Raw genomic sequence first — 24,372 nt, forward strand, 5'->3', positions numbered from 1 at the left:
TGCCAGCCTTGCCCGCCGAAAAATCGCGTCGAGCGCACAAGGCAAACAACCATGGCCTATCAGGCATGGTCACGTTGCAACAGATGTAGGAGCGGATTCATCCGCGATGCGCCGCGCGGGCGGCGCTCGATCTCACAGGCGCTTCATTCCTCTCGGCGAACCCCCAGTGTCTAGGCCATCTGCCGCAACAACTGATCGAGCACCAGCTCGCCAAAGGCCAGGTTGCCATGCAGCGGATCATCGATTTCACAGAACTCGACCCGCTGCAGCCCCCGGTCGTTATTGGCGGCTGCGCGCACATCGACCAGCTCCACGCCCAGCCCGCGCAGGCGCTCCATCAGCAGCGCCTGCGCGGCCATGAACACCCGGCGGTCGGCCATCGGCGGCACCCGTTGCGGTGGCAGCACGGCGTACACCTTGACGCCCAGGGCCAGCGCCTGCTCGTAGAACGCCAGGGCGGGGCGCGACAGGGTGTCGATAATCGTGGCGAACAGCGGCCCGTCGAGGAAACCGGGGTCGAACTCACCATCCAGGCCCTGGTAGCACAGCCAGTTCTGGGTGGTGGACAGGTAGTGCAGGCTCAGGCCTATGCTGCACACCAGCGGGCCGGGGATCCGCCCAAGGCTAGGGGCGTCGAGCTGGGCGAGGGCCTGGCGATACAGTTGCTCCAGCTCGGCGTCGCGCATTGCCACGTCGTCAGCCACGAGGCTGAAGAAATCCACGCCGAAATCGCGCCCGGCACCTAGCGGCCCACCACCGAACGCCAGCCCCCGCGCCCTGGCGGCCAGGCCGACCACCGCGACATGGGAGTCGCCCAGCAGCAGGAAACTAGGCGTAGAAGTCGAGCCTGGCGTCTTCACAGACAAGGTCCTCACAGGTTACGGACGGGGTGGCGACGCTTGCCGCGGGCGCGGCCTCGGCGGCGAGGCCAGCGAAGAACTGGCGCATCACGAAGGCCACGCCCTCGGGCGTCACCTCGCGCTGGTTGGGTTGGTAGAAGGCGCCCTTGAACGGGGTGCCGGTGATGATCTCGTAGGACGGGAAGTAGTCCACCTCGGGCAGGTCCTGGCACAACTGGCCGGCCACGGCGCGCAGCACCGACTTGGAATAGGTGGTGGCGCTGAGCACGTGCTCGCCGGTGGCGCTGGCGGTCAGCGGCACCGGCGAGACGGTGAGCAACAGGCGCAGGCTTGGGTTCACCGCGCGCATCAGCGCGATGGCGTCGGTCATGGCCTGGCAGGTGTCGGTGAAGCCGAAGTTGCGGAACTGGTGGGCCCGCGGGTCGAACTCGCCGCGCACGGTGCCGGGGCACAGCGGATACACCACGCCGGTGTCGCGGTGGACCCAGGCCTCGGTCAGGCCCAGGGTGAAGACGAATACCTTGGCGCGGCGCACCGCCAGGCGGATCGCCTCCAGGGTTGCCTGGCGCGAGGCTAACAACGCCTGCTCGCTGGCGAAACCGGCGGGCTCAACGGAGGGGCGGAACGGGTCGAAAAAGCGTCCGTCATGCTCCCAGGTCTCGCCAGGCTGGGGCTGATCGTCCAGCGCCCACTGTAGCCACTGGCGCAGCATGGCCGGGGTATAGAGGTTGCCTGTGCGGAATGAGAACACCCCGTACTGACGCGCCTTGCGCTGCTCCTCGGGCAAGTCGGCCGGGGCTGGCTCGGCATCGAGCCAGTTCATTTCCCGGGCCACCAGGGCACGGCCGATGTGTTGGGCAAAACAGGAACCGGCGGTGACGATGGCATCCTTGGCGTCGATCTCGAAGGCCGGCGACCACAACTCGCCGACCTGTTCGGCGGGCCGCTCGGCGATCGCCGTGCGCCAGAAGGCGCGGGGCGGTAGGCATTGATAGGGGTTCATGGGCTATCCGCGCAGGTCGAGGGTGTAGATGAGGTCGTCGTGCAACGTATTGCGCAGCAGGTAGGCCTGGGGCACACGGCGGGCGAGGGTGAAACCGCACTTTTCCAGGAGCCGGCAGGAACCGTCGTTGCCGTCGGTGACAGTGGCCTCCAGCGAACCCAGGCCCTTGTCGGCAGCGAATGCCAGGATGGCCCGCAACGACTCGCTGCCGAGGCCCTTGCCGTGCCATTGCGGCAGTAGCAGGTAGCCGACCTCGGCGTGGCCGGGGCGCAGCACGCGCAGGCCGGTGACGCCGACGTCGCAGCCACTGGCCTTGTCGACCATCACCAGGCACAGCCAATGCTCCGCTTCGGGCGACCACTGCGGCAGGCGGTGTTCGAAACCACGGCGCACTTCGCTTTCCGGCAGTTCGTCGAACACATGGCGCATGGTGTCAGGCTCACGGTGGAGCCTGAGGAACAGTGGCCAATCGGCTTCGTTCAGGGGGCGCAGGTAGAGGCGGTCGGTGTGCAGCTCCAGCATCCGGTGCTCCTTGCGGGATTGGGGAGACAGGAAGCTGTTTTACGCGCCGAGCGCAGGATGTACAACTACAGGCATTCAAAATACCCCACTCACCGAAGCGGGGCTTCCAATCCATAAGCCAGGCGCGTGTGACGACGGCTGCTCAGTAAATTGGCTTGATTGGACGCCTATTGCTGAGGTCTCAATATGATGGGTTCCGGGGAGAACCACAGCTCGTAGTGTCCTTGACGGATTTGGTTTGGTAGGCCGTAACGGTCGGTCAGATCGATCAATGTTATTTTCGGTGCTAGCACAATGCTGTTGATTTTTTCCACAAGCTTCAGGCCCTCTTTGCAATCCTCCGTTTGAAAGCAGCGGAGCGAGGATTGAGGGGGTGGCTGTGGAATTAATTGGACACCGGCTACGATAACCGGGAATGTTGTACTACCGAGCGTAGCCATTTGTGAAACCAATTGCTTCACGACAAAATCCGGGTAAAAAGGGCCGATCTGAATATAAAGCCGAGCGCCTGGGGACGCAGACTCTCTTGCCAGCGATGATGGCGGTGCGAGCTGGACTCTCTTCACTGGCTCGCCTAGCATCTTTACTTCATTTGTCAGCTGCGCATTCACATCATTCAACGTTTGGGCAAGCTTAGGGTCCGCATTGCTTTCAGACGCCGCACGTTCAAGTTTCTCCCCCACTTTGCGCAACACATCCGCTGACTGCTGGTTACTTTGCGTCAAGGCTTCATTCTGTTCGCGTGTCGCATTGGCCACCGAAAATTGCTGACTGGCTTCAACAAAAGCGCGGTTGGCGCGGTTTGACTCTATCCAAGCATAGACTCCAAGTGACACTGTTGCCACCAGCAGAGCGAGCAAGGTGCGAACCCATCGTTTCATCATTCGCAACTGAAATTCACGGCGATCAAGATCTTGCTTGCGTTGATCTTCTATCGTTTGCTGTATACGTTCTCGATCGCGCGCCTGTGCACTTGCAGTTAATAGTCGTTGTACTCTTTCCCAGCCGCCACCATAGCGCTCCGCCCAGGCCGGATTCCGACGCTGCAACCAGCGTTCGCGCTCTGAAACGGCAACGGCGCTCAACACACTGCTCTGGTCTCGTTCAAAACTATCTGCCTGGACAAGCAGCGCTCTCCAAATTAAACCCGTGCGGAACTCACGATTGAGCCAGCCCTCAGTAGCGTCCGCTACTTTTCTCCAACATCGGATCAACGCTTCGTGACTCACATCGATCAAGTCGTCCAACTCGATAGGCTGCTTTCCATACGGTCGCAAGAAGGAGACGCCCTCGGCACGGTAGTGATCAATGACACTTCGCAAGCTGGATTCATTGCTTCCAGTCACTTCAATAAGGCGGCTCAATTTGCATGGGCGGCGGATTGCCTGTCCATCTGCGTTGATATCCGTCAAGGCGCGAAAAAGGTCCTCTATTGTTCGGCTACCTCGTTGCAGGTACTCCCGTTCTACTTGCGTCTGCACCAAGTCTGCGTGAGCCGAAAGCAGGTCGGAGACTTTACCTTTGCTCTCGTATTGCTGAAGGTCTAATTTCCAGAGTGCCTCGCCGTCGATCTTTTGCCTCGTACAATCGAAAGGGTAGGCGACATATTCCCGATACAGCAGCATTAATCCATGCTGGATGAGGGGCAGTTGGTCCTGGCTGGCGCTGGAGTCTGCAATCAAGCGATTGGCCAGCGCCAGACTTATTTGACCGTCGAATAGCTTGGCGGGTTCGCAAATGGCGCGGATCAGGTCCTCATGTCCCATCCTTGGCAAGAGGTACTGCGTTGTGTTTACCGTTTCTGCCAGACCTTCGAAACGTGCGCAGGCGCCGAGGAATTCCGAACGCATGGTCAGCACCATGTAAAAACCGTTGGGCGGATCCTGTAGCAGTGAGACCAGAAACTCGGTGAGCAGTTGGGCTTCCTCCTGCCCATGAGAGCTGGCATGGGTGAACAGCTCCTCAAACTGGTCTACAAGTATGCAGAGGTTGTTCTCGGAGGTGATATTCAAGAGGTTCGCCAGCTCTTCGGGTCCTCGTCTTCCCGAGTTGAAGGTGCGTCGGTAATCAAAAACACTTTGACTCGCCGACTCATCGTGGTTGAGCTCGGCCAACGCTTCGGCAAGGTTCCATAACGGATCTTCCTGGGGAAGCGAAACACACGTGCGCCACCGCACCCCACCTCGCGCGCTCTCCTGCTCAAGTCGCGGCAGAACGCCAGCACGGATCAACGAGCTCTTGCCACATCCGGAATCACCATGAACAACTAAAAGATGCTTATCCAATAGTCTTGAAACAACTGCATCGGCCATTCGTTCACGACCGAAGAATATCGGCCACTCCTCCTTCTCGAACGGCCTTAATCCTGGATATGGTCGAGCAGGCGGGGAGACTCTGAATAATGCATCGAATGCTGCACTGTTAGCGGTGCTCATAATTGCTGACCAAGCAAAGCGCTTTTCTGATCCAACCAGCGCTTCACGTCCTGAGGCCAGGTTATTTGTGTTCCATCAAGCCAATCTGCCTGGAGAACCCGTGCACTTGCCTTGCGTACAGGCGTCGCAATCGTTGCGCCAACAGTATCGATCAGGCCGCAGGGAAGAAGACGGTTACAGCGAGCTCGCGCTGACTGCCGATCATGCTTGCCGAGTACGACTAAATCGGAATCGAGCGCTCGGCCATCTTCCGACCCCAAAATCAGCAACGCATCACAGACGGTCAATGTTTCGACACGTTGTTCACGAACGCTCTGCAGTTTCTGCGGATCATGTTCCAACGCGTCAGGTTCCCCGGGAAGCACCATGAAGCCGCTATCAGTAAGGGCGATGGCTGCCTTTTCCCATGCACTGGAATTACTTGCCCGGCCATGTAAATAGATCGTCTGGCCACTTTCCTGGGCAAGTCGTCCAGCCTCGGTCTCGAGCCTTTGCCGCTCTTCAAGCCGTTGCTTCAACGCGTCCAGTTTGGGGTAGACACGGGTGACGATATCAAGCAGCGCTTTCCTGAAGTCTCTTTGAAACGGTCCAGGCATATCGACCCAACCCAATGGGTACTCTTTGCCGGAAAGTGGCGCGTGGAAGCGAAATCCAACCAGCGGTTGATCCTGGGAGTCGGTCAATAGCTTGGGCCACGCAGTGTCAGTTGGCCAAATCCGCACTACAGCGATTCGTTCGTCACACGGCAGGCCGAAACTGGCTTGTTGGGTAGACCACCACTCACGCTCGTCGGCACACCAAGTGGAGGCAAGGTAGTCAGGGGACATCAGGATCACCAGCAAAGCAGAGTTGCCGATTTCCTGACGTAATTGTTCAGTGAGCGGGGACATTGGGTCGATCCCTTGCCCAGGACGATGGTCACCGTCTAAGAAAATGGCGAGATCGTGACGAAATCTGCGATCTGCGCGGAGCTCGCGCTCGAGCTCGGTGGTAAAGGCTGTTGACCAAGCTTGCAGAAAACCGATGCCGCTTTTTTCGTCATAGCCATGGCTGTAACTGATGAACAAGTCATGGGCAAATGGCGTCCCCACATAAGCCATAAAAACCTCCCAGGCTCACGCCGTTGTTTTTACGAATGTGTTGAGACCGCGTAGCCGCACCATGACGATCATAGCAAACAGCCAGGAATCGAGAGGGTGGGAGATACATAAAAACAGCCAACTATTTTGCAATAAAAAGCGCGCTGCTGATTTCGTCAAAGCTTCAGAGCCTATTTACCTTGTTTTACGAAGCTGCCAGTTGCGCAATCTTGAGATCAGTGCTTTCTTCATCAATGTGTATACAGGCGGCTAGCCTAGGTATCCCCTTGGCCACCCTCGTGCACAACAAGAGTGGCGTATTCACGACGAGAGCGATCATGGATGCACAATTGGCCGTCGAGCGTATCCGCGCCCTGGCTACCCAGCGGGTAGTCACGTTCCTGGGCTTTTCCGACGCTGGGTATGAGCGAGAAGCTCAGTTACAAAAGTTGCTCTTGAGCGAGCTCAGCCAATTCAATCCTGCCCAGGCCATAGTGTGCGCAGGTGCTACGGCTTCAGGTATCGGTATGGTCTATTCGCTGGCGCAACAGATGGGTTTTCGCACCGTGGGAATCGTTTCGTCACTGGCGCTCGCTCAAGGAACAGCGCGCTCGCCGAATTGCCAGCATGTGTTTGTGATTGACGATGAAACCTGGGGCGGGAGGCAAACCAATGGGCAACTATCCTCCACTTCCCAAGCGATGATCGATGCAAGCGACGTAATGATTGGTATCGGTGGCGGCGCGATCACTCGCGACGAACTCGAAGAAGGGCGCAGCAGAGGCAAGATCGTCCGTTTTCACCCTGCGGACATGAATCATGCTCGCGCGATGGAGAATGCCGCCCAGCAAGGCAAGCCTCCGCCTCTAACGTTCGGTGGTGATGCCCAGACACTTTTCCAGGATCAGCAAGGGGAGGAGCGAGCATGAGGGATTATGCCGTGGTGTTCGTGCATGGGCTGGCGAAGAAGCCGTCACCCGACAAGTTGAAAGAGATCTGGCTGTGGGGGCTTGAGCGCACTGACACGCCGCCGCCGTTCGACGGTAACAATCCCGGCATCGACCTTGTCACCCAGGGTGTGCCTCCATTCTTCAATTACTATGCAGATGTCTTCTATGGCACTGACTACGAAACGGACTTCGGTGCTTACTACGAGGCGCTGCAGGATACTGTGGTTGAAGCGGAGCATTTCGAAGAGGTGGCCGGTGTAATGGTACCGCCGAAGCCCAGTAGTGAAGAGGAGGTCGTATTCCTGAGGGAGATCCAGCGTAAGATGAATCAAGTACCCTCTCCGCCGGGGCCCTCCGGCACCCAAGTACTTTCCGGGGCCCGGGAACCCGGGCAACTGGAAATTGCTTCTTGGCTTCCTGGCCCTGTGAAAGAAGCCGTAATCAAAAGAGCGGCGATGGAAGCCTATTACTTTCTGTTCAGAAAGGATTACGTGCGGCCCAGCGATGGTTTGAAAGTCAATGTGCGTGATGAATTGTGCAATGGCCTTATCAAGGATCTTATCAAAGCGCAAAAAGAAGCAAAAAAAATCGTTCTGGTAACCCACAGCATGGGCACAATGATTGCGTACGACGTACTGCGCAACTTTACCCATCGGCCACCGGTCGAGGTCCTCTTCACCCTGGGTTCGCCACTTGGTATCACGGAGGTACAAGAGCAACTGCGGCCCGATGACCAAGAACATGTTGACTTCCCTCCGCAGCTCGGCCGATGGATCAATATCTACGATCCGCTTGACCCTGTTTGCGGCGCGGATCCCAAGCTAGATGATTTCCTCGAAGTGGATGGGCGCAAAGTGGAAAATTTGCGCGAGAGCAACTGGGGCAGTTGGCGTCACACTATCACTCACTACTTTGCAGGCAGGCTGCTGCGCCAGCAGTTGGCACAAGCCGTTGGTCTACGCAGATGACACCCGCAAAGCAGGCGTGTGAACTCGCCAATGCGCTACAGCGGGGTGAGTACCCGAACCCCACCTTGCAATTGCTTGGGGAGGCAGTGGAACTGCTCAGCGAAGCGCTCCTTGCCACCCCCGGCGCAATTGCCAAAAGCACCCGTAGCGCCATGGACCTTTTACGCAAGCATCGGCATTTTGAACATGTCCACGAGATTGGCATGGCTTGGAACAAGGCGCAGAGATTCGACGCCGTCATACAGCGTCTTCTCGCCCAGGCCAAGGTTGAGCTCGGGGCCTTGGACGGTGCCGATGAATTGCTCGATGAGGCTGATCGGGTGGCAACCATTAATCCCGCCGACTTGGAGTTGAAAGCCCAGGCAAAAGACTACAACGCCTTGCGAGGGCGCATTCGCAAGCAGCGCTTCGTCCTCACGGATGACGTCAACTTCCTCGCCGAATCGATTACCTATTATCAAAAGCGACCGCCCGCATCTGCCAACTTCTTTCTCGACGTTAACGTCCTGGCATTGCGTGTGCGCTTACATGAGCAGATCCCTGATTCTACCCGGGGGTTGATCAAACTTGCTCGCAACGTCCTGAAGCAAGCAACGGCTGCGGTACGCAGCAGTCCGGACGACCCTTGGGCACTGGCTACCGCTTCCGAGGCATGCCTTGCGCTCAACCGTTTGTTACCAGAACAGAACTGGTGTGATTGGGCTGAGCTGTGGTTGTACCGTTTCCTCGCTCACCCGCACTGTGGGCCGTTTGAAATGGAAAGCTACTGTCGCCAGTTGAGGGAGATATGGCGTGGTTCCCCGCTTGACGAGGCTACCTGCGCAGGGTGCCTGGCGAGGATTTTCGAACGCCACATGCTGCGTACTCAGCGTCGCTGGTCTGTGGACATCCGTCAGATGCAGCGGCTTCAGCAGAATCCCGAGGAACTGGAGAAGAACTTCAGTGGTGAAAAATCGTTTACCGTCGCGGACATCCAGAAGATGCTCGCGCTTGCCCCGAACATAGGCTGTGTGACCAATGACAAGGGAGTGCGCCTGGGAACCGGATTCCTGGTGGCAGGCAAGGAGTTTGGAGAGAGCGGCCTGTTGTTCGTGACCAATGCCCATGTGATCAGCGATCTCCCGACAAAGGCGATCACCAGCCGCGAGGCAAGGGTTACGTTCGAGGTGGAGTCCGACAGTGGTCTGACTCCCTGCCTGGTTCAAGAGGTCCTGTTCTGTTCGGAGCCTGGCCAACTAGGCATGGTGGGGGAGGCGCCGGGCATGCTGGATGTGACTATTTGCCGATTGAGTCGTACACCAAGGGGCGCCAACGGTCTACCCGTTTCAGTGACCGTTCCGTGGCCCTCTCCGCGCACCAAAGCCTTTGTCGTCGGCCATCCTCGCGCAGGAGAGCTGCAGTTCTCACTGCAAGACAGCGTGCTCCTTGATGTCTGCAGCCGTCTGCGATTGATGCACTACAGAACACCCACCGACCCCGGCAGTTCCGGTAGCCCGGTGTTCAATAGGGACTGGCAAGTCATCGCGCTGCACCATGCCGGGTCGCAGACGTGTCCACGGTTATCAGGCGAAGGCTGTTACGAAGCGAACGAAGGCATCACGCTCCGCTCGATTCATGAGTATTGGAAAGGTGGGGCGGCGGTTATCTGAGTTCGTACAAATCGTTCAGAAACGAGGGGCAGGGAATCCAGCCTGCACATCGGCTGGAGTGAATCAATATGGACGCGACCGTGGAACTTGCGAAAGGCCGAAGGTTTTCTGCACGTCTTTTTGGCTATGACGTGTTTGTATCTTTTGCCTTGGGTGAGCCACCTAGAGGTAATTTTTCTTATGCCTCCGACCTAGCACGGCGTCTACAAGATGCTGGGTTGGTTGTGTTTTTTTGTGAGGAAGAGCTGGGGTATGGCGATAAACTTACTCCAGAATTGGAACGCGCGTTGGCAAAAAGCAAGATACTGGTTGTCGTCATTAATTCCGAGGTTCTGAAAGAGCCGCGCTGGATCAAAACTGAAGTACAACAGTTCAGGAAATACCACCCTGACCGTCCCGTCATTCCCGTCTCGCTTGATGGTTGCCTGCCGACCATCGTCGGGCAGAATGCCGCAACGGAAGACTGGCACGGATTCGACGCGCAAAAATATATTGTTGAACCTTGGGAAGAGGGAGTTCCTAACAGCGCAAGTGCGCTAACAGTGGAGAGCATTGTCATCAGTGTTGGGCGTTTGCGCGCAAATCGGAAGTGGCGTGCGCTGGTAGCTTTGATTATGTTGCTGTTAATTACGCTAACGTTTGTTTCCTGGCGTATGAAGCTTTCAGCGGACCTTGCGCGTGATGAAGCGCTGCACAAGCAACAAGCAGCGGACATGTTTCTCATCGCCGCCGATCAGTCAAATGGAGAGTTTATGGAAGCTTCACAAAGGGCGATCAAGAACCCTGCGCTTCCTGGGTATTTTCTGAACAATATTCGGCAGGCTCTGTATCAGCGCGCCGTGCTTCTCGACACCCAAGGCGAGTCAAGCATCCGCAGCATGAAGCTTGTAGGGGACGGTGTTCAGAGCAGTTTAGTGTTAGGTAGTCGATACGATACCCTAAGCATACTGCCCATCAGCGATAAGCGAGAAGTTCATGAGTGCGACAGTAATCGCTATCTGTCAAACGTAGTGGTGTCGCCCGATCGGTCATTCTGGGTTGGTTACGAGATCGGCGCTCAGGAAGGCATTGCTGTCATGATGAGACGCTGGCCTGATTGCAAGCCTTTGGATACCGAAATGTCTCGCTGGGAGGATATGCTGATGGAGGGCCGGCCCGATACGGCCTTGCAAGTGCTGGTGCCGTTGCCCGACAAGCGTCTGCTGGCAGGATGGTTGGATGGCGTGCTGCAGATATACACTACCGGTGCGCAGGCCAGCGTCCCTGTACCGATACAGCCGTTTCCTTTGGCGGCAATATGGGCAGACCGGGAAGGAAGGCGTATTATAATTCTTGATAAATATCATCACCTACGCTTGTTCAATCTGGACGGTGAGTCACTGGCACCCGCATTGGATCTAAAACTTGGTACGCCAATGCGAGTGACGTCGAAACCGTGGGTCGAATTTTTCATTGGCTTGAGTGAAAACAAGCCAACGCTGCTGGAACCCGCCATACCTGCACCTGCCATAGACAATAATGCGCCAATCACTGAGCCAACGTTGATCGTTGCACCTGACCCGACCGGTGTTGTATTGATGTTGCAACGTTTCGCAAGCCGGAGCGAGACGCTACTGGATATCGTCGCGCACCGGGACAACCTCAAGGGCTGTGACTATGTGTATTACTTGACCGAAACAAAATTCGGTAGATTGACTGTGCAGGATCGTTGTATAGCGCAAGGCGCAGAGCGCAAAGTAGAGGTGGACTATCCTCGTTCCGCAGCACACTACTCCGCTGGTGCAATATGTCCGGATAATGGGATCGTCGTTGGGGATTGGGATGGGAATGTCTACTGGATGCGTCGTGTTGTAAATGTTTTTGATGATGTCAGTGTCGAGCCTGAACATGTAGAGCACTCTTGGCCTGACGCCGTTTCTGGCGTGGCTTGCGCCGCGTCCGATGCCGTCTATGTGTCCTACCGAAGCCATGGCGTAAAGCTGTTCATGTCTGCATGGCAACTCGAGGAGCACGAGATTAGCAGAGCACCGTTGGACACGACTTCAAGTGACTTGCCAGAAGAGGACATCGCGTGGAACGTCGATACATTTCATGGCGCTGGCGTTTTACATCTGCGCGCTGCCCAAGGTGATCTGGAATTGACCTCCGGGACGCAGTTGGTCTGGAGGAAAAATTTCGCTCGCCCCAGGGCTTATGAAACAGGAAGCTACACTGATGCGATTCAGGCGGTGACCGTGGATGTCAAACGTAACCGCGCCTGGGTTCTGACTTCATTCGGGCGGCTCTCGCTTGTTGAATTGAACACAGGCAGCGTTCTGGCGCGTTTAGGTACCAACTTCCTCTCGGCTGCACCGACAATGCCTACCGGGTTCGACAAGCTCACTGTATCTGAGCAGGGGGGAGTTTCCTTCAGCTACGAGTGGGATGATAAAGTCTTTGAAGTGATTGCCAAGCCAAGAAACGAATAGTTGCCAGCTCTTCAAAAATACCAATTGGCACGCCAATGGCGATGCGGTATTCACAGCTTGGTGCGTGGTGGGTTCGCTCCACACCCGGTCGAGGCGTGGAGGTCTGGAAACGCGTCACAGACACTGCGAAATCAACGTCCATCACCACGAAAACCACGCTTGCTCATAGCCATACCCGCCGTAGCCTTCCACCCAACGGCACCACCTCGCCCTCTGGCGTGGGCAGTGCCCGCCCCAGCAGCCCCATGCCTTCGCTGACCAACACACCATCGCGCACCAGGCACAGGTTGGACGGCGTATCCAGGCCTTGGGCAAGTACCGTCACCTGCTCGGTCTGCAGGTTGCAGTGCAGGAGCCTGCCTGAGAAACGGGTGAAGCCGCCATGCCGCGGTTCGCCTTGCCAGTCAGGCGTCAAAGGTTGCTGCACGCTGTCGCAGAGCTCCAGCACCAGCAGGTTGCCGTTGCGATCCAGGGCCAGGCCGGTGGGCAGTTGCAACCCCTGGACAACTACCTCGATGCGTCCATCGGCTGGCCAGACCCGGATGACCCGTCCGGCCCTGTCGGCAAAGTCGATGCCCTTGCGCAGCGGGTCACCGTGCAGCTCGCCGGAGAACAGACTGATCAGCACTGCGTCCGTGTCGGGTTCGTACACCAGTGTGACGGGCACGGCTTCCTGGCCTTGCTCCAGTTCGGGCAACGACGCCAGCACGCGCTCCTGCTGGCCTTCGACGAACTCGACCAACTGGTTGCTATCGGGCTTGACCGCCAGCCAGCTGCGTCGGGTTGGGTGAAAGCACAGTGCGTTGAGGTTGCCGCGGCTGTGAAACACCGGCTCGGGCGGGTTGAACTGCAGGTCGAGCAACCTCGAGCCCTCGACATAGTCGGTCTGGCTGGCCAGGCAGCGTCCGTCACCGCAGGCGATGTCCGACAACCCCATGATTTCGTCGCGCAACATGCGCGCTTGCATGTTCATGGCGCGAAAACCCTGTGCCAGGGTTTCCCGGGGCAGGTAGGCGCCGGGTGAGGTCGGATCCGCTCGCAGTCGACTGATCCGGCCGCTGAAGGGCTGCTCGGGCAGGCCGGAGCCGGCCTCGGCCAGCAGCAGGCTGCCATCGGCCTGCAGGCAGATGCCGCGTGGATTGAGCAGGCCCTCGGCGATGAGGGTACTGGGGCGCAGCGTTGCGCGTGGATGTGTGGGTACATGAACAGGTGCAGGCATCGGCTTCTCTCCGTGAGCGAACAGGGTTAGCGGCTACTGCGGTGGCTGCCACGGCTCGCCGGTGAGGTAGGCGCGCAGCAGGGCCCGTTGACTCGGCGACATCGAGCGCACCACCGGCATGAACAGCGTGGTGCCTTTGTAGGCATCGGCGGTGCGGGCAAGGATCGGCCCCTTCGCCGCCATGATCGCGTCGGGCTGGTTCAGCGGCACGTACCGGGACATGGCGGGGAAGGCCAGGTAGTGAAAGCGCAGCACATTCGGGTACACCTGCTGCCAGGTGATGGTGCTGCCCGTGGCGATGCCGAAGTCGGTGCTGGCGAATTTGCGGAAGTTGGTGAAAAAACTGCCGGCGGCCAGGCCGTTGACGGAGTAGCTCAGGGCGACGAACCCGGCCTGTGCGTCGGTACCGGGCTTGACCTTGACCGGCAGGCTGACCGCAAGCTGGCCGGCCTCGACTACCAGGACCTCGGGCACGTCGAGGAAGTCCCAGTTTTCCGGTGCTCCGTAGTTCGGGCCGGAAGGGCCGGTGTCGAGCGCTATCTTGCTCAGGGTGGTTACCGGGCCACCCAGGTAGCGGACCTGCAGGGTGATCGACAGGCCGTCGGGGTAGTCCTCGGTGTAGACATTGCGCTGGTCGGCGTAGACCCGATAGACCGACTCGCACGCATGCAACAGGGTGCCGGCGACGGCGCCGGGGGCGTTGACGTGCAGCACCGAGGTTTTCGTCGCCTGCTGCTGGCTGGCGTCGAGCGGCAGGTCGACCAGGCCGCCATACACGTAGTAGTTGAGCAGCAGGTCGCTGTTCGGATCGAGCGTGGCCAGGGGTACGGTACCGGCGGTGAAGGTGACCGGCCCGTAGTTGGCATTGGGCCCGATGGGGCTGGTGATGTCGTCGCGCACGGCCCTGAAGGTCTGCTTGGGAATCAGGTTGACCATGTCGACGCTCAGCAGGCCGCTGCCGGCAAGCTCGGCGTAGGCGGTGCCGCCGGTGCTCTGGTTGACCAGCTGGCGTCCGGGCTGGCAGTTGGCGGGCTCGTTGGCAAAAGCCGGGGCCAGGGTGCCGATGACCCGGCCGATGCTCGGGTTCGGGGTGTATCGACCCGCGGCGTAGTCGGCGTCCAGTTGCGCGGTGGTCATCGCCGGGCACATCTCGAACATCACGAAGCGCAACACGATCCCGGTTGCTCCGGGCGCCTGGATGATCGCGCGCAGCCCGGGGCTGTCGCGGTTCCAGCTGACGATGCTGGCGAGCGGGAAGGTCAGCTGGAAGGTGCCGCTCAGGCGGAACGAGCCTGGCGCGTCCATCGACGCGGGCAGCAGCACGCGCTTCTTCACATCGAGGCTGCTGCAGACGGTGTCACAGCGGATCAGCAGCTGGGTATCGCTGTTGCCACCGATCTGCAGGCCGCCGACGAAGATCTGCGTGGTGGTCGTCGAGGTCGGGTCCAGGTCCACCATCATCGGGCCGGAGTTGGTTGGCTGGCCGGTCGCCGGGTCCAGCGAGCCGAGCAGGTACACCGGTTGCCCCACCAGGTCACCACTGGTGCTGACGCTGCCGGGGCTGCCCTGCGAGCTGATCATGGCGTTCTGCAGGTCGACCAGGTGCTGCCCGTAGTGGTTCCAGCCGCCTGCGGTGTAGTAGTTGCCGTTCGGCGCATTGAGCATGCTGTTCAACTGATCGTCGCTATAGGACTGGGCGCCCGGCGCCAGGGTCGAGGTGGTCAGGTCGAAGATCGGCCACTCGTCGTTGCCATCGAAGGGGATGGTCGGCGAGTTGTTCGGCAGGCTGACATCGGTGCGGATGCCACCCCAGAAGTTCAGGCGTGGGCCATTCAGGATGCTCATGGTTCAATCCTCGTCCTTGATGGTTTTGCCCAGGGGCGCATGGGCGAATTTGAACAGGTAGGAGAAGTCGGACTTGTACGGGCTCCTGACTGCGGTGGCCATGGAGTGGCAGTTCATGCAGCTGCTGTTGGGCTGGATGTAGCTTTCCATGGTGACATTGGCCGACAGTGCGGGCGTCGGCTGGCCCAGCGGATTGCCGGGGTTGTCGGGCATCAGCGGGCGCTGGGTGGTGACCAGCTGGTAGTACTTGAGCACGCTGCGTTGCAGCCCGGGGTCGGCGCGGTAGGCGGTGTTGACCTGTTGGGTGACATCGGCGATCGGGGTAACGCGGTTCAGCGGGTTGGGGGTCTGGAAGGTGGTGCCTAGCTTGGGCACGCAGACCAGTTGCGTGCCCTGGGTCTGCCAGTCGCAGGGCGACTGGTTGAGGCTCGCGGCGGGCGCGTCGGCGTTGAAGTAGGAGTAGGCGGTACCGGACGCAGGCTGGTCGACCCACTGGCCGCCCACCAGCGCTTTGGGCGGCACGTTGTCGATCTGCTCGAAGGTCGACCAGATCCACTGCGGATAGCCCTTGGCCTTGGTGATCACATGCAGGCCCACCAGGCCGAGGAAGGCCTCGGTCACGCCGTTGCGCCGGCCCTGGTCATCGAAGGTGGCCACCCGCGCCAGCATGGTCAGGTAGCGGCTGGCGTTGTCATGGGGGCCGAGGATGCGCCAGCTCGACTTGATCTCGATGACGCCATAGGGGAACTGGATATTGGCTGCCCTGGATACCACATCGGCGTTGTAGAACTGGTTGGCGACGATGTAGTCGTAGGACGCCTCGTTGGCCGAGATATCGTAGTAGGTCGGGTTGCCGGCCTGGTCGATCAGCCAGCCGCCGACCGCCTGGTCGATGGCGTTGACCAGCGAGCTGTTCTTCAGCGCGGCGATGTTGATGATGCCCAGGCTCCTGGCGCCCTGCGGGGTGTTCCAGGGGCCGGGATCGGCGCCACCGGGCAGGAAGATCTCGTCGACGCTCTTGTAGGTCTGCCAGACGGTGTAGCCGGCGTCCCCAGGCTGCCTGGTGCAGTCCGGGTTGCCGCGTTGGCGGTCCTGGGCCGGCCAGTTCAAGGCAATGAACAGCTGCCAGCTGTAGCGATCGAACTGGTCCTGGCTGGCGTTGGCGGCCGGGGCGCTGCTGGGCGGCTGGCAATCGAGCTGGGTGGCCAGGGATGAGGGCGAGGCCTGTTCCCTGGCCAATACCGGCAGGCTGGCCAAGCCCAGGGCTATCACGGATAAGCGCAGTATGGCTTTCATGGCGATCCTTCGTCGTGGTTCAGGGTTTGCGCTGCATCAGTTTGTTCCACTGCGCCTTGTGCCCGTTGCTCTGCGCCGCTGGCGGCTCGAACAGCTGGCAGGGCGGCGGGTTCGACGGGCACATGGCGGCGACCTGCGCCCAGGTCTGGGCGGGATCGGGCTTGGCGATGCGAAAGCCGGTGTAGTTCTGGCTGACGATCGGCGCGTTGGCGACACTGGCGTCCCCGGAAAAGTAGAACGACTGCGGTTGCCGGTAGGGCGGCTGGCCCGTGGCCTTGTTGTAGAAGGCATAGCCGAACAGGATCGGCCCCTGCGGCGAGTCCAGGTCCAGGGCATAGGCCTGCACGCTGGCGTCCAGGTGCTGGCTGCGGGTGGCGCTGTAGGGCAGGTGCTTGATGAAATCCTGCCGAGGCGGGTGGTTCATCGGCGAGAACATGCAGCAGGCCGGCATGTCCTTGGGGCGGTCCTGCGGGTAGGTGAGGAAGTAGGCCTTGTTGCCCAGGGACACGAACGAGCAGGTGTAGTTGTTGTTCTTGATCGGGAAGATCGGCAGGCAGTACTTCTCGTAGTGCTCCATCATGGCGCCGAAGCCGTCGCCATCCGCTGGAATGTAGGTGGTGTCGTAGTAGCTGGTGCCACGGGACACGGTGTAGTCGGCCGGGGCCAGGGTGGCCGGCGGGTTGCTGTAGGGCGGCGGATTCTGCTGGTAGTTGTGCATCACCCGGTACATCGTCCAGTCGCTGATCCAGTACGCCGGAAAGAACGGATCGGACGGGTCGCTCGGTGCGCGTTTGGCGATGCAGTTGCCGTTGCTTGCATCGCACCCCAGGGTGTTGTGCACACCCATGGTGAAGTAGACGGCGCTGTCGTCGGCCTGGGCGACCAGCGAGGGGCACAGCAGCAGGACAAGCAGCAACAGTCGGTCGAGGATGCGGGTGTTCATGGGACACTCCTGTGAAGTGTGCCGGGTGACAGCCTCGTCACCCGGCAGTCCTGCCGGTCAGCCTTGCGGGAAGTCGCTCATGCTCAGCGGGATGGGTGGGTAGTTGCGTTTCACCAGGGCCTGGGCCCAGAGCTCCAGCACTGCCCGGCGGCTTTGCGGCATGTCCCGGGTGATGGGCATCGCCAGGGTGCTTTCCTCCTGGTACTCCTTGCTGATCAGCACGATGAGCTGGTCGACCGCGCCTTCTATCCGTGCCAGGGAGTTCAGCGGCATGTACTTGTTCATGATCGGGTACATGTAGAAGAACGGCTGCAGGATGAACGGGTAGATGAAGCTTTCCCAGATCAACTGGCCGGCGTTCTGCTGCTTGTAGACCAGGTTCCAGGCATCGACGAACCTCTGCTGTATCTCCGGCTCCTGGGGCAGCACGCGCAGTGGCGCGAGGAAGTCGGTATAGGTTTGCATCAGTTTGAAGCTGAACGGGATCTGCGGCGGCTGCTTGCCGTCATGCACGAAGAAGCGCAAGGTCGGAAAGCCCGGTGCCACGGCCTTGACGGTCAGTTGGGCAACCCCGTTGGCGTCGGTGGTGATCTGCGTGGTGCTGTACTGCACCTTGCCGTTCGGCTCACCCTGCAGCGTGCCCTGACCCTGGATGGGGTTGGCGAACGCCAGGCTGGGGCTCAGGGCCACCGAGCCAGGCGTGGGCAGGTACTGCTGGTAGCTCACCGGATTCATGCCGGTGGTCGGGCCTGCAAGGTGCATCGCCGTAAGCCTGCGGCCCGTGCCTTCGCTCAGCTGCCGAGAGAGCGGCGGGGCGTTGTCGAAGTTCGGCAGGTTGGAGATGTTCTTGGCGCGGTCGTCAGGGTCGTCGAAGAACAGCGTGAAATCGGCCGGGTTGCTGAACGCCAGGTAGTAGTCGGTGGTGCACATCATGTAGGCGTTGTTGTACTCGGCCACCGTCAGCACGGTACCGGCCGGCGCCGGCAGGCCGTCGTACTGCACCATGATCTGCAAGGTCTTGCTGTCGCCGACGTCGATGAAACTGCCGCTCTCGACCACTTCGGCGGTCCACATCTGCTGGGTCGCCGCCTTCACCGGCGTGGTGCCTTGCTGCTGCAACTCCAGCGATCCACTTTGCAGCTGTTTCTGCGCCTCGGCGCTCAACGGCAGGTCGAGGATCCCCGAACGTTTGTCGAAGGCCGCCTGCTGATAGTCTTCGTAGCCGAAACTGGCCAGCGGCGTGAACTGCTCGCCCTGGCGTATGCCGAGTTGGTAGCTGCCGGCGTCGAACTTCGCCGCCACCGGTATCTTGGCCTTCGGGTCAAGCGAATAGCTGGGGAACCCATTGAGCAGGTCCAGCGACAGGGTGTCGTCATGCACCTGCGCCGAGATGACCCCCAATGTCATGGGTTTGAAGTCCACACCGTCCTTCTGCAACTGTACCGGATCACCAGGGACCAGCCGCCGCCCGGCCGGCGCCGTGGGGAACTCGTCGTCGAACCACAAACCCAAGGTGCCCGCAGTGCGGCTATAGGCAGGGTTGAAGAAGATGCTGCCGACATTGTCCAGGCCTTTCTGGTACATCGCCTGCACATAGGCCAGCGCTTGCGGGGTGGTGGCGCGGGTGTCGATGTACGGCTGGTCATTGAAGACGCCGTTCTTGTCGTAGCAGGTCAGGTAGGTAGAGAAACGGAACATCAGCCCTTTGGCCTTCTGCTGCTCCATCTGTTGCTGCAGGTTCTGCAGCAATTGCGAGTTGCCCAGGGCCCAGCTCAGGTTCTCTTTCGGGAAACAGGTCTGCCAGGTGGTGGTTACATACACCAGGCCACCAAGTCTCGCCCAGTTGAAGTTGAGGAAACGGTCGAGCATGCGGTGCTGGCGCTTGAGCGTCAGGCCGCACTGGGCGTCGCCGAGCACCAGCCGGTCGAAGTACAGCGCGGTGAAGGTGTTCTGCCAGGGGCTGACGTCGACGAAACGCGCCGGAGTAGGGGCATCGCTGCCGAACGGGTTGCCGAACAGGTTGTAGGTCTGGTTGATCAACGGGTCCTGGTCGACGTAGCCGCCGTTGGGCAGTTCGCCGCCGGTGATGACGGAGGCTGTCGCCGGGATAGTGGGGTCTGCCGGCGTGTAGTTGACGGTGCCGCAGGCGTTGTCGCCGAACAGGTTCCACTCGCCGGGGATCATCACGTCGACGCCCTGCGCGGCATTACCCGGCACCTGGATGACATAGGTGGGCGCCTCGAGCAGCACCTGCGGAGCGATGACCCACGGCATCAACTTGCTGCTGGCATTCGCCGGGTTAATCCCGTAGTACTCGAGGAAGCGCCAGTTCAAGCGCATCTTCGAGGCGTCGTAGAGCGGGTACATATCGTTGTTGTTGGCGGTCGGCGGGCTCCAGTACATGTGGCCGCCGAGGTAGATGCGCGGGAAGTTCAGTACGCTCATGTCATGCTCCTTAGCGTTGCCACTGGGCGCGTTTCAGCGACCAGACAAAGTCCAGTTTGTTGTACCCGGCGAACTCGGACGCCGGCACTTCGGCAGTCGGATAGACAATCCCGCCTTGCTGCTTCTGGGCGAAATTGAAATAGCCCTTGGTCTTGGAGTAGGCCGCCGTGCCATGGCAGGCGAAGCACGAGGACTGGCTCTGGAAGGCCGACTCGAGCTGGGAGTTGGCCAGCAGCTTCGGATTGGTCTCGGACTGGGTGCCGATCAGCTCGTACTGCGCCAGCGCCGGGTACATGGCCTGGAAGGTGGTGTTGGCGGTCTGCGCCGCCGGGGTCGGCCCGGTGCTGTTGCTCATCGGGGTCGGGGGAATCGCGTTGGTCACGGTGTACTTGCCGTTGTTGCGATTCTCGAAGGTGGTCCAGACCCATTGCGGGTTCAGCTTGTTGACCACGTGCAGGCCACTGAGCGCGGCGTAGCCGACCTGGTACTGGCCGTTGTCCTGCTGGTGGTAGGCCTGGGCGATGTAGTAGCCATCGCCTTGCAGTTGCTGCTGATAATCCGGGTTATTGCCGATCCACAGCCAGGCGGCCTTGAGCTCCCAGGCGGTGGAGGGAAAGGCCAGGTTGCTGGTCAAGGCGGCCTGGCCGTTCACGTTGTACACCTGCTTTTGCACGATGTAGTCGAAGGTGTCCTCGCCCATCAATAGCTGGAAACGCACGGGTTGCCCCTGTTGCGCGGTGGGTACCGCGCCGCCCATTTCCAGGATCAGGCCGTCCACCTGCTGCACGGCGTTGAGGTTGTGGAACGTGCGGCCGGGGTTCAGGCCCTGGGCCTGGGCGGCCTGCAGCACCGCGGCCGGCACCGGCTCGCTCTGGCCCCAGGGCAGCGGCGCGGCGCCATTGCTCAGGTAGACCTGGTCCGAAGGCTTGAGGGTTTCCCATACCCGGTTGGGGCTGTTCGACTCGACCGGCTGGTTCAGGCAGACGAACCAGTTCCAGCTCATGCTTTCCGGCCCTTGGGCGAAGGTCTGCCGGGCCTGGTCGACGTTGCCGCCAAACTGCATGAACTGGTTGCAATCGAAGGGGGTGGTGCCCTCGGCCTGGGCCAGTCCGGCCAGTGCGCTGAGGACGGTTATTGAGATGGCTCGCCGCATGTAAGCTCCTTGGCTTTGGCCAGGTCGGTGTATGAGTGCCCCAGGAAATGCTGCAGGAGCAGTTGCTTCACCGCTGTCGCCGGCAGGCTGCCCGGCAACGGCAGATCACAATCGGTAATGAGCAGTGGCCCGGTCTGCGCGCTGGCGGGCAGACGGCCGTGGCTGCCACGCACCATCGAGGTGTCGAGCGGGATCAGGTCCATGTAGTAGCGAAAGCCGAGCTTCTTCTGCAGCAGGCGCCGCGCCACTTTCAGCCTGGGGAAGCGGATGGCGGGGTCGATGAACAGCTCCAGCGGGTCGTAGCCGGGCTTGCGGTGGATGTCCACGGTGCGGGCGAAGTCCGGTGCCTTGCGATCATCGAGCCAGTAGCGATAGTCGAACCAGTGCTCGGCGGCGGCCACGGCGACCAGTTCGCCACTGCGCGCGTGGTCCAGCTGCCAGGCTTGCTGCTCGGTCCTGTCCAGCACCCGCTCGATGCCGGGCTGGCCTTGCAACAGGGCTTTGACCCGAGGGATGTCGCGGGCCTGGCGGACGTAGACATGGGCAATCTGGTGGTCGACGACGGCGAAGGCAGCGCTGGCGCCGGGGTCGAGCAGTTCCCAGGTCAGTGACTGGCGCACCTGCAGCAGACCTTCGGCGCGCAGCAGGCGATTGATGGACACCGATTGACTGACTGCCTCGATGCCGTACTCCGACAGCAGCATCACGGCCGCGCCTTGCGTCTTGGCGAAGCCCAGCAGGCGGCCGACCTCGGCGTCGATGGCCCGCACTTCGTCGACGATCGACGGGTGCCCTGGGCCCAGGCGCTGCAGGCAGTAGTCGAGGTGTGGCAGGTAGACCAGCTGCAGGTCCGGGTGATCGAGCTGGAACTCGGCCATGGCGCAATCGACGATCCAGCGGCTGGAGGCGATGCCGGCAGCCGGCCCCCAGAACGCCGGGAACGGAAACGCGCCGATCTGCTCTTCGATCCGCGCATGCAGGTTTGCCGGGGACGAGTACAGGCCGAACAGCTTGCGGCCATCGGCCGGATAGTGCGGACGCGGGGTGATGGCGGCATCGACGTCGGCGTACATGTTGTACCACCAGAACAACTGGCTGCAGCGAAAGCCCGGCAGCTCGCGCTTGAGCGTCTGCCAGACCTTCTCGCCCTGGATCAGGGCGTTGGGTTGCAGCCAGAAACGCACTTCGGCCTGGTCGCGAAAGTACCAGCCATTGCCGACGATGCCGTGCCCGGCCGGTGGCAGGCCGGTGAGGATCGAGGCCTGCACCGTGGAGGTGACGGCAGGGAACACCGGTTGCAGGCTGGCCATCCTGGCCTTTTGCAACAGCCGGTTGATGTGCGGCGTTGCCGTGCCCAGCAGCGCAGGCGTCAGCCCGACCACGTTGATCAGCAGCAGCGGTTGGCGGGGCTGTTCAGAGGGCATCGGCACACACCTCCTGTGTGTGGGATTGCAACAGGCGACGCTGGCGCAACTGCTCCTCGACCCAACGCAACTCGTCGCTGATGCCCTGTTGCTGGGCAGGGGCGGTGGTGGGTCGCAGTTGCGCAGGCAGAACGCCCCAGCTGTAGGTTTCCACTTCCAGCACGGGACGGATGTCCTCGTGCGCGGCGAGAAAATCGAAGGTCTGCGCCAGGGCGGCCTGGCTGGCGCCGAGTTCGGGCAGCAGCAGGTGTTCGCTGAACAGCGGGATGTGGAAGTGAACCCGCAACTCCCGGTAGCGCCCGGGCTCCGCCAGGCAGGCGGCGAGCGCAGCCGGCAGGTCCGCCCAGGCGCACAGGTGGCCTTGGCTGTCGCGCGCCTGCACCTGGTGCAGATAGGTGGCTTCGGCAAAGCCGCCCAGCACCTCGAGTACCTGGGCGCAACGGCGAATGTCCTGGGCCGGCAGGCGACAGATCATCGCATTGGACAGCTGGATCTTGCCGATGGGCACCGCGGCCTGGCGCAGCCTTTCCAGGGACTGCCGGCAGTCTTCGAACATCACCGCCTGGTGGCAGACGTCGAAGCACAGTGCCAGGTACTCATGGTTAGGGTCGCTGGCCTGCCAGTGGTGGAAGAAGGCGATGGCCTGGTCGGTGGTCTGCAGCACGCAGTCCGGCTCCATTTCCAGGCATATCATGATCTTCTTGCCGGTTTCCTGGTGCAGCCGGGCCAGCGCCGAGGTGAGCTGGCGCAGCTGTTCCTCGGCACGCTGCTGCAGCGCCGGGCTCCAGTGGGCGGCATAGCCCAGCGGCACGCTGGAAATCACCCCTTGCCGGCACTCCGGCGGCAGGGCCTCGGCCAGCAGCCGCGCCAGCTCCAGGCTGTACGCCAGCCGTTGCGGCTCGGCCCAGCTGGGCAGGTAGACGGCAGCCTTCACCGCGCCCTCATGGAACTGCCCGTAGGGAAAGCCGTTGAGCGAGGTCAGGCGCAGCCCGCTGCGTTGCAGCAGGTCGAGAAACGCCTGCCGTGCCGGCGCCTGGCGCAACTCGGAAGCGGCGCGGGCGCTGATCCACAGCCCGCTGTCTTGCACGTCGAGCCCGCGCAGTCTGCGCACGCCCTGGAAATGTTGCTCGATGGAGGCGCGCAGCGCGGCCAGGTCAGGTGCCGGGTGCACGTTGCCGCAATAGCCGAGCTGTGAGGCGCTCCAACCCCGGCCAGCACTCATTTGACCACCGGATCCTGGCCGCGCAGGGCCGAGTTTTCCTGCCACTGGCGACGCTGGTCGATGGGCAGCGGGGTGCTGACCAAGGCCTTGTCCAGCTGGCCACTCTGGGCAAAGAAATCCACCGGGTTGTGGAACAGCACCTGTTCGACCTGGGCCTCGCTGAAACCTGCGGCCACCATCGCCTGGCCGGTCTTTGGCACCTTGAGCGGGTCACTGATGCCCCAGTCGGCGGCGCTGTTGACCACCATTTTTTCCGTGCCGTACTGCTGCAGCAGCGCAACCATGCGTTGCTCGGACATCTTGGTGTTGGGGTAGATGGAATGGCCGCGCCAGCAATCGCTGTCGAGCACCAGCGGCAGGGTCAGTTCGTTGAGGTGGTCGATGATCACCAGGTGCTCGGCGATGCCGACTTCGCGGATCACCGCCAGGGTGCGCTTGGTACCGCCGATCTTGTCGCGGTGTGGCGTGTGCACCAGCACCGGCAGGTTGAATTGCTTGGCAAGCTCAAGCTGCGCGGCGAGAAAGCGGTCTTCTTCGGGGGTGATGTCGTCGTAGCCGATTTCACCCACCGCCACCACCCCGTCCTTGACCAGGTAGCGCGGCAGGACCTCGAGTACCTCATAGGCGATCGACAGGTCGTTGGCCTCCTTGGGGTTGAGGCCGATGGTGCAGAAGTGATGGATGCCGAACATGCTGGCGCGAAAGCGCTCCCAACCCAGCAGGGTGTCGAAGTAGTCGACGAAGCTGCCGAGGCTGGTCCTGGCCTGGCCCTGCCAGAACGCGGGTTCGATCACCCCGGTGATGCCGGCGGCAGCCATGTTCTGGTAGTCGTCGGTGGTGCGGCTGACCATATGGATATGCGGGTCGAAGTACTTGGGCATGGTGAATCCT

General features: G+C 61.0%; 18 protein-coding genes. 4 read left to right on the forward strand and 14 right to left on the reverse strand.

The features are described 5' to 3' along the window. Positions 1–170 precede the first annotated feature (170 nt). The 5 genes from CCOS191_RS12810 to CCOS191_RS12830 all read right to left on the reverse strand — a co-directional run bounded on the left by CCOS191_RS12810 (position 171) and on the right by CCOS191_RS12830 (position 5,920). The gene (locus CCOS191_RS12810) at positions 171–860 is read right to left on the reverse strand and encodes a hypothetical protein (RefSeq protein ID WP_046855529.1); all 690 of its coding nucleotides are present in this window, start codon (positions 858–860) and stop codon (positions 171–173) included. After that, positions 829–1,863, reverse strand: a complete 1,035-nt coding sequence (locus tag CCOS191_RS12815) for a GSCFA domain-containing protein (protein ID WP_046855530.1) — start codon at positions 1,861–1,863, stop codon at positions 829–831. Before CCOS191_RS12815 ends, CCOS191_RS12810 begins: the two co-directional genes overlap by 32 nt. Before the next feature lie 3 nt (positions 1,864–1,866). Further along, positions 1,867–2,385, reverse strand: coding sequence for a GNAT family N-acetyltransferase (locus CCOS191_RS12820; protein ID WP_046855531.1), 519 nt, complete (start codon positions 2,383–2,385; stop codon positions 1,867–1,869). Positions 2,386–2,552: 167 nt separating this feature from the next. Further along, positions 2,553–4,820, reverse strand: a complete 2,268-nt coding sequence (locus CCOS191_RS26830) for an nSTAND1 domain-containing NTPase (protein WP_331711974.1) — start codon at positions 4,818–4,820, stop codon at positions 2,553–2,555. Continuing rightward, positions 4,817–5,920 carry a toll/interleukin-1 receptor domain-containing protein gene (locus CCOS191_RS12830; protein WP_046855532.1) on the reverse strand — a complete coding sequence of 368 codons (1,104 nt, stop codon included), beginning with the start codon at positions 5,918–5,920 and terminating at the stop codon, positions 4,817–4,819. The genes CCOS191_RS26830 and CCOS191_RS12830 overlap by 4 nt, the downstream gene beginning before the upstream one ends. Positions 5,921–6,237: 317 nt before the next feature. Here CCOS191_RS12830 and CCOS191_RS12835 point away from each other — a divergent pair, with 317 nt between their 5' ends. From CCOS191_RS12835 to CCOS191_RS12850, 4 genes are all read left to right on the forward strand, one after another. Then, the gene (locus tag CCOS191_RS12835; protein ID WP_156177564.1) at positions 6,238–6,828 is read left to right on the forward strand and encodes a hypothetical protein; all 591 of its coding nucleotides are present in this window, start codon (positions 6,238–6,240) and stop codon (positions 6,826–6,828) included. Beyond that, positions 6,825–7,817 carry a PGAP1-like alpha/beta domain-containing protein gene (locus CCOS191_RS12840; protein ID WP_046855534.1) on the forward strand — a complete coding sequence of 331 codons (993 nt, stop codon included), beginning with the start codon at positions 6,825–6,827 and terminating at the stop codon, positions 7,815–7,817. Before CCOS191_RS12835 ends, CCOS191_RS12840 begins: the two co-directional genes overlap by 4 nt. Beyond that, complete coding sequence (locus CCOS191_RS12845; protein ID WP_046855535.1) at positions 7,814–9,466, forward strand: serine protease; 1,653 nt, start codon at positions 7,814–7,816, stop codon at positions 9,464–9,466. The genes CCOS191_RS12840 and CCOS191_RS12845 overlap by 4 nt, the downstream gene beginning before the upstream one ends. Positions 9,467–9,534: 68 nt before the next feature. Further along, the gene (locus tag CCOS191_RS12850; protein ID WP_082120414.1) at positions 9,535–11,934 is read left to right on the forward strand and encodes a toll/interleukin-1 receptor domain-containing protein; all 2,400 of its coding nucleotides are present in this window, start codon (positions 9,535–9,537) and stop codon (positions 11,932–11,934) included. Positions 11,935–12,097: 163 nt separating this feature from the next. Here CCOS191_RS12850 and CCOS191_RS12855 read toward each other — a convergent pair whose 3' ends face one another. Genes CCOS191_RS12855 through CCOS191_RS12895 form a run of 9 tightly spaced genes read right to left on the reverse strand, consistent with a single transcriptional unit; the run spans position 12,098 to position 24,362 of the window. After that, the gene (locus CCOS191_RS12855) at positions 12,098–13,153 is read right to left on the reverse strand and encodes a hypothetical protein (protein WP_046855537.1); all 1,056 of its coding nucleotides are present in this window, start codon (positions 13,151–13,153) and stop codon (positions 12,098–12,100) included. 33 nt (positions 13,154–13,186) lie between these two features. Then, positions 13,187–14,998 (reverse strand): hypothetical protein, encoded by a 1,812-nt coding sequence (locus CCOS191_RS12860; protein WP_046855538.1) that lies wholly within the window; start codon positions 14,996–14,998, stop codon positions 13,187–13,189. Between the two features lie 3 nt (positions 14,999–15,001). After that, positions 15,002–16,294, reverse strand: coding sequence for a hypothetical protein (locus CCOS191_RS12865; protein WP_046855539.1), 1,293 nt, complete (start codon positions 16,292–16,294; stop codon positions 15,002–15,004). A gap of 19 nt (positions 16,295–16,313) precedes the next feature. Then, positions 16,314–17,237: a hypothetical protein gene (locus CCOS191_RS12870; RefSeq protein WP_046855540.1), complete on the reverse strand. Its 924-nt coding sequence runs from the start codon at positions 17,235–17,237 to the stop codon at positions 16,314–16,316. A gap of 57 nt (positions 17,238–17,294) precedes the next feature. Next, positions 17,295–19,682 carry a hypothetical protein gene (locus tag CCOS191_RS12875; RefSeq protein WP_046855541.1) on the reverse strand — a complete coding sequence of 796 codons (2,388 nt, stop codon included), beginning with the start codon at positions 19,680–19,682 and terminating at the stop codon, positions 17,295–17,297. 10 nt (positions 19,683–19,692) lie between these two features. After that, entirely contained in the window at positions 19,693–20,835 is a 1,143-nt protein-coding gene (locus CCOS191_RS12880) for a hypothetical protein (RefSeq protein WP_046855542.1), read from the reverse strand. Beyond that, positions 20,814–22,259 carry an alkaline phosphatase family protein gene (locus tag CCOS191_RS12885; RefSeq protein ID WP_046855543.1) on the reverse strand — a complete coding sequence of 482 codons (1,446 nt, stop codon included), beginning with the start codon at positions 22,257–22,259 and terminating at the stop codon, positions 20,814–20,816. The genes CCOS191_RS12880 and CCOS191_RS12885 overlap by 22 nt, the downstream gene beginning before the upstream one ends. After that, positions 22,249–23,481 carry a metabolite traffic protein EboE gene (eboE, locus tag CCOS191_RS12890; protein WP_046855544.1) on the reverse strand — a complete coding sequence of 411 codons (1,233 nt, stop codon included), beginning with the start codon at positions 23,479–23,481 and terminating at the stop codon, positions 22,249–22,251. Before eboE ends, CCOS191_RS12885 begins: the two co-directional genes overlap by 11 nt. Further along, complete coding sequence (locus CCOS191_RS12895; protein ID WP_046855545.1) at positions 23,478–24,362, reverse strand: TatD family hydrolase; 885 nt, start codon at positions 24,360–24,362, stop codon at positions 23,478–23,480. Before CCOS191_RS12895 ends, eboE begins: the two co-directional genes overlap by 4 nt. Between the last annotated feature and the right edge of the window lie 10 nt (positions 24,363–24,372).

Source organism: Pseudomonas sp. CCOS 191, from assembly GCF_001007005.1.
GTDB classification, from domain to species: Bacteria; Pseudomonadota; Gammaproteobacteria; order Pseudomonadales; family Pseudomonadaceae; genus Aquipseudomonas; species Aquipseudomonas soli.

What these genes read in the sequence shown, in the direction of transcription:
- CCOS191_RS12815 (WP_046855530.1), bottom strand. Translation starts at nt 1,863, where the DNA reads ATGAACCCCTATCAATGCCTACCGCCCCGCGCCTTCTGGCGCACGGCG.
- CCOS191_RS12820 (WP_046855531.1), bottom strand. Translation starts at nt 2,385, where the DNA reads ATGCTGGAGCTGCACACCGACCGCCTCTACCTGCGCCCCCTGAACGAA.
- CCOS191_RS26830 (WP_331711974.1), bottom strand. Translation starts at nt 4,820, where the DNA reads ATGAGCACCGCTAACAGTGCAGCATTCGATGCATTATTCAGAGTCTCC.
- CCOS191_RS12830 (WP_046855532.1), bottom strand. Translation starts at nt 5,920, where the DNA reads ATGGCTTATGTGGGGACGCCATTTGCCCATGACTTGTTCATCAGTTAC.
- CCOS191_RS12835 (WP_156177564.1), top strand. Translation starts at nt 6,238, where the DNA reads ATGGATGCACAATTGGCCGTCGAGCGTATCCGCGCCCTGGCTACCCAG.
- CCOS191_RS12840 (WP_046855534.1), top strand. Translation starts at nt 6,825, where the DNA reads ATGAGGGATTATGCCGTGGTGTTCGTGCATGGGCTGGCGAAGAAGCCG.
- CCOS191_RS12845 (WP_046855535.1), top strand. Translation starts at nt 7,814, where the DNA reads ATGACACCCGCAAAGCAGGCGTGTGAACTCGCCAATGCGCTACAGCGG.
- CCOS191_RS12850 (WP_082120414.1), top strand. Translation starts at nt 9,535, where the DNA reads ATGGACGCGACCGTGGAACTTGCGAAAGGCCGAAGGTTTTCTGCACGT.
- CCOS191_RS12855 (WP_046855537.1), bottom strand. Translation starts at nt 13,153, where the DNA reads ATGCCTGCACCTGTTCATGTACCCACACATCCACGCGCAACGCTGCGC.
- CCOS191_RS12860 (WP_046855538.1), bottom strand. Translation starts at nt 14,998, where the DNA reads ATGAGCATCCTGAATGGCCCACGCCTGAACTTCTGGGGTGGCATCCGC.
- CCOS191_RS12865 (WP_046855539.1), bottom strand. Translation starts at nt 16,294, where the DNA reads ATGAAAGCCATACTGCGCTTATCCGTGATAGCCCTGGGCTTGGCCAGC.
- CCOS191_RS12870 (WP_046855540.1), bottom strand. Translation starts at nt 17,237, where the DNA reads ATGAACACCCGCATCCTCGACCGACTGTTGCTGCTTGTCCTGCTGCTG.
- CCOS191_RS12875 (WP_046855541.1), bottom strand. Translation starts at nt 19,682, where the DNA reads ATGAGCGTACTGAACTTCCCGCGCATCTACCTCGGCGGCCACATGTAC.
- CCOS191_RS12880 (WP_046855542.1), bottom strand. Translation starts at nt 20,835, where the DNA reads ATGCGGCGAGCCATCTCAATAACCGTCCTCAGCGCACTGGCCGGACTG.
- CCOS191_RS12885 (WP_046855543.1), bottom strand. Translation starts at nt 22,259, where the DNA reads ATGCCCTCTGAACAGCCCCGCCAACCGCTGCTGCTGATCAACGTGGTC.
- eboE (WP_046855544.1), bottom strand. Translation starts at nt 23,481, where the DNA reads ATGAGTGCTGGCCGGGGTTGGAGCGCCTCACAGCTCGGCTATTGCGGC.
- CCOS191_RS12895 (WP_046855545.1), bottom strand. Translation starts at nt 24,362, where the DNA reads ATGCCCAAGTACTTCGACCCGCATATCCATATGGTCAGCCGCACCACC.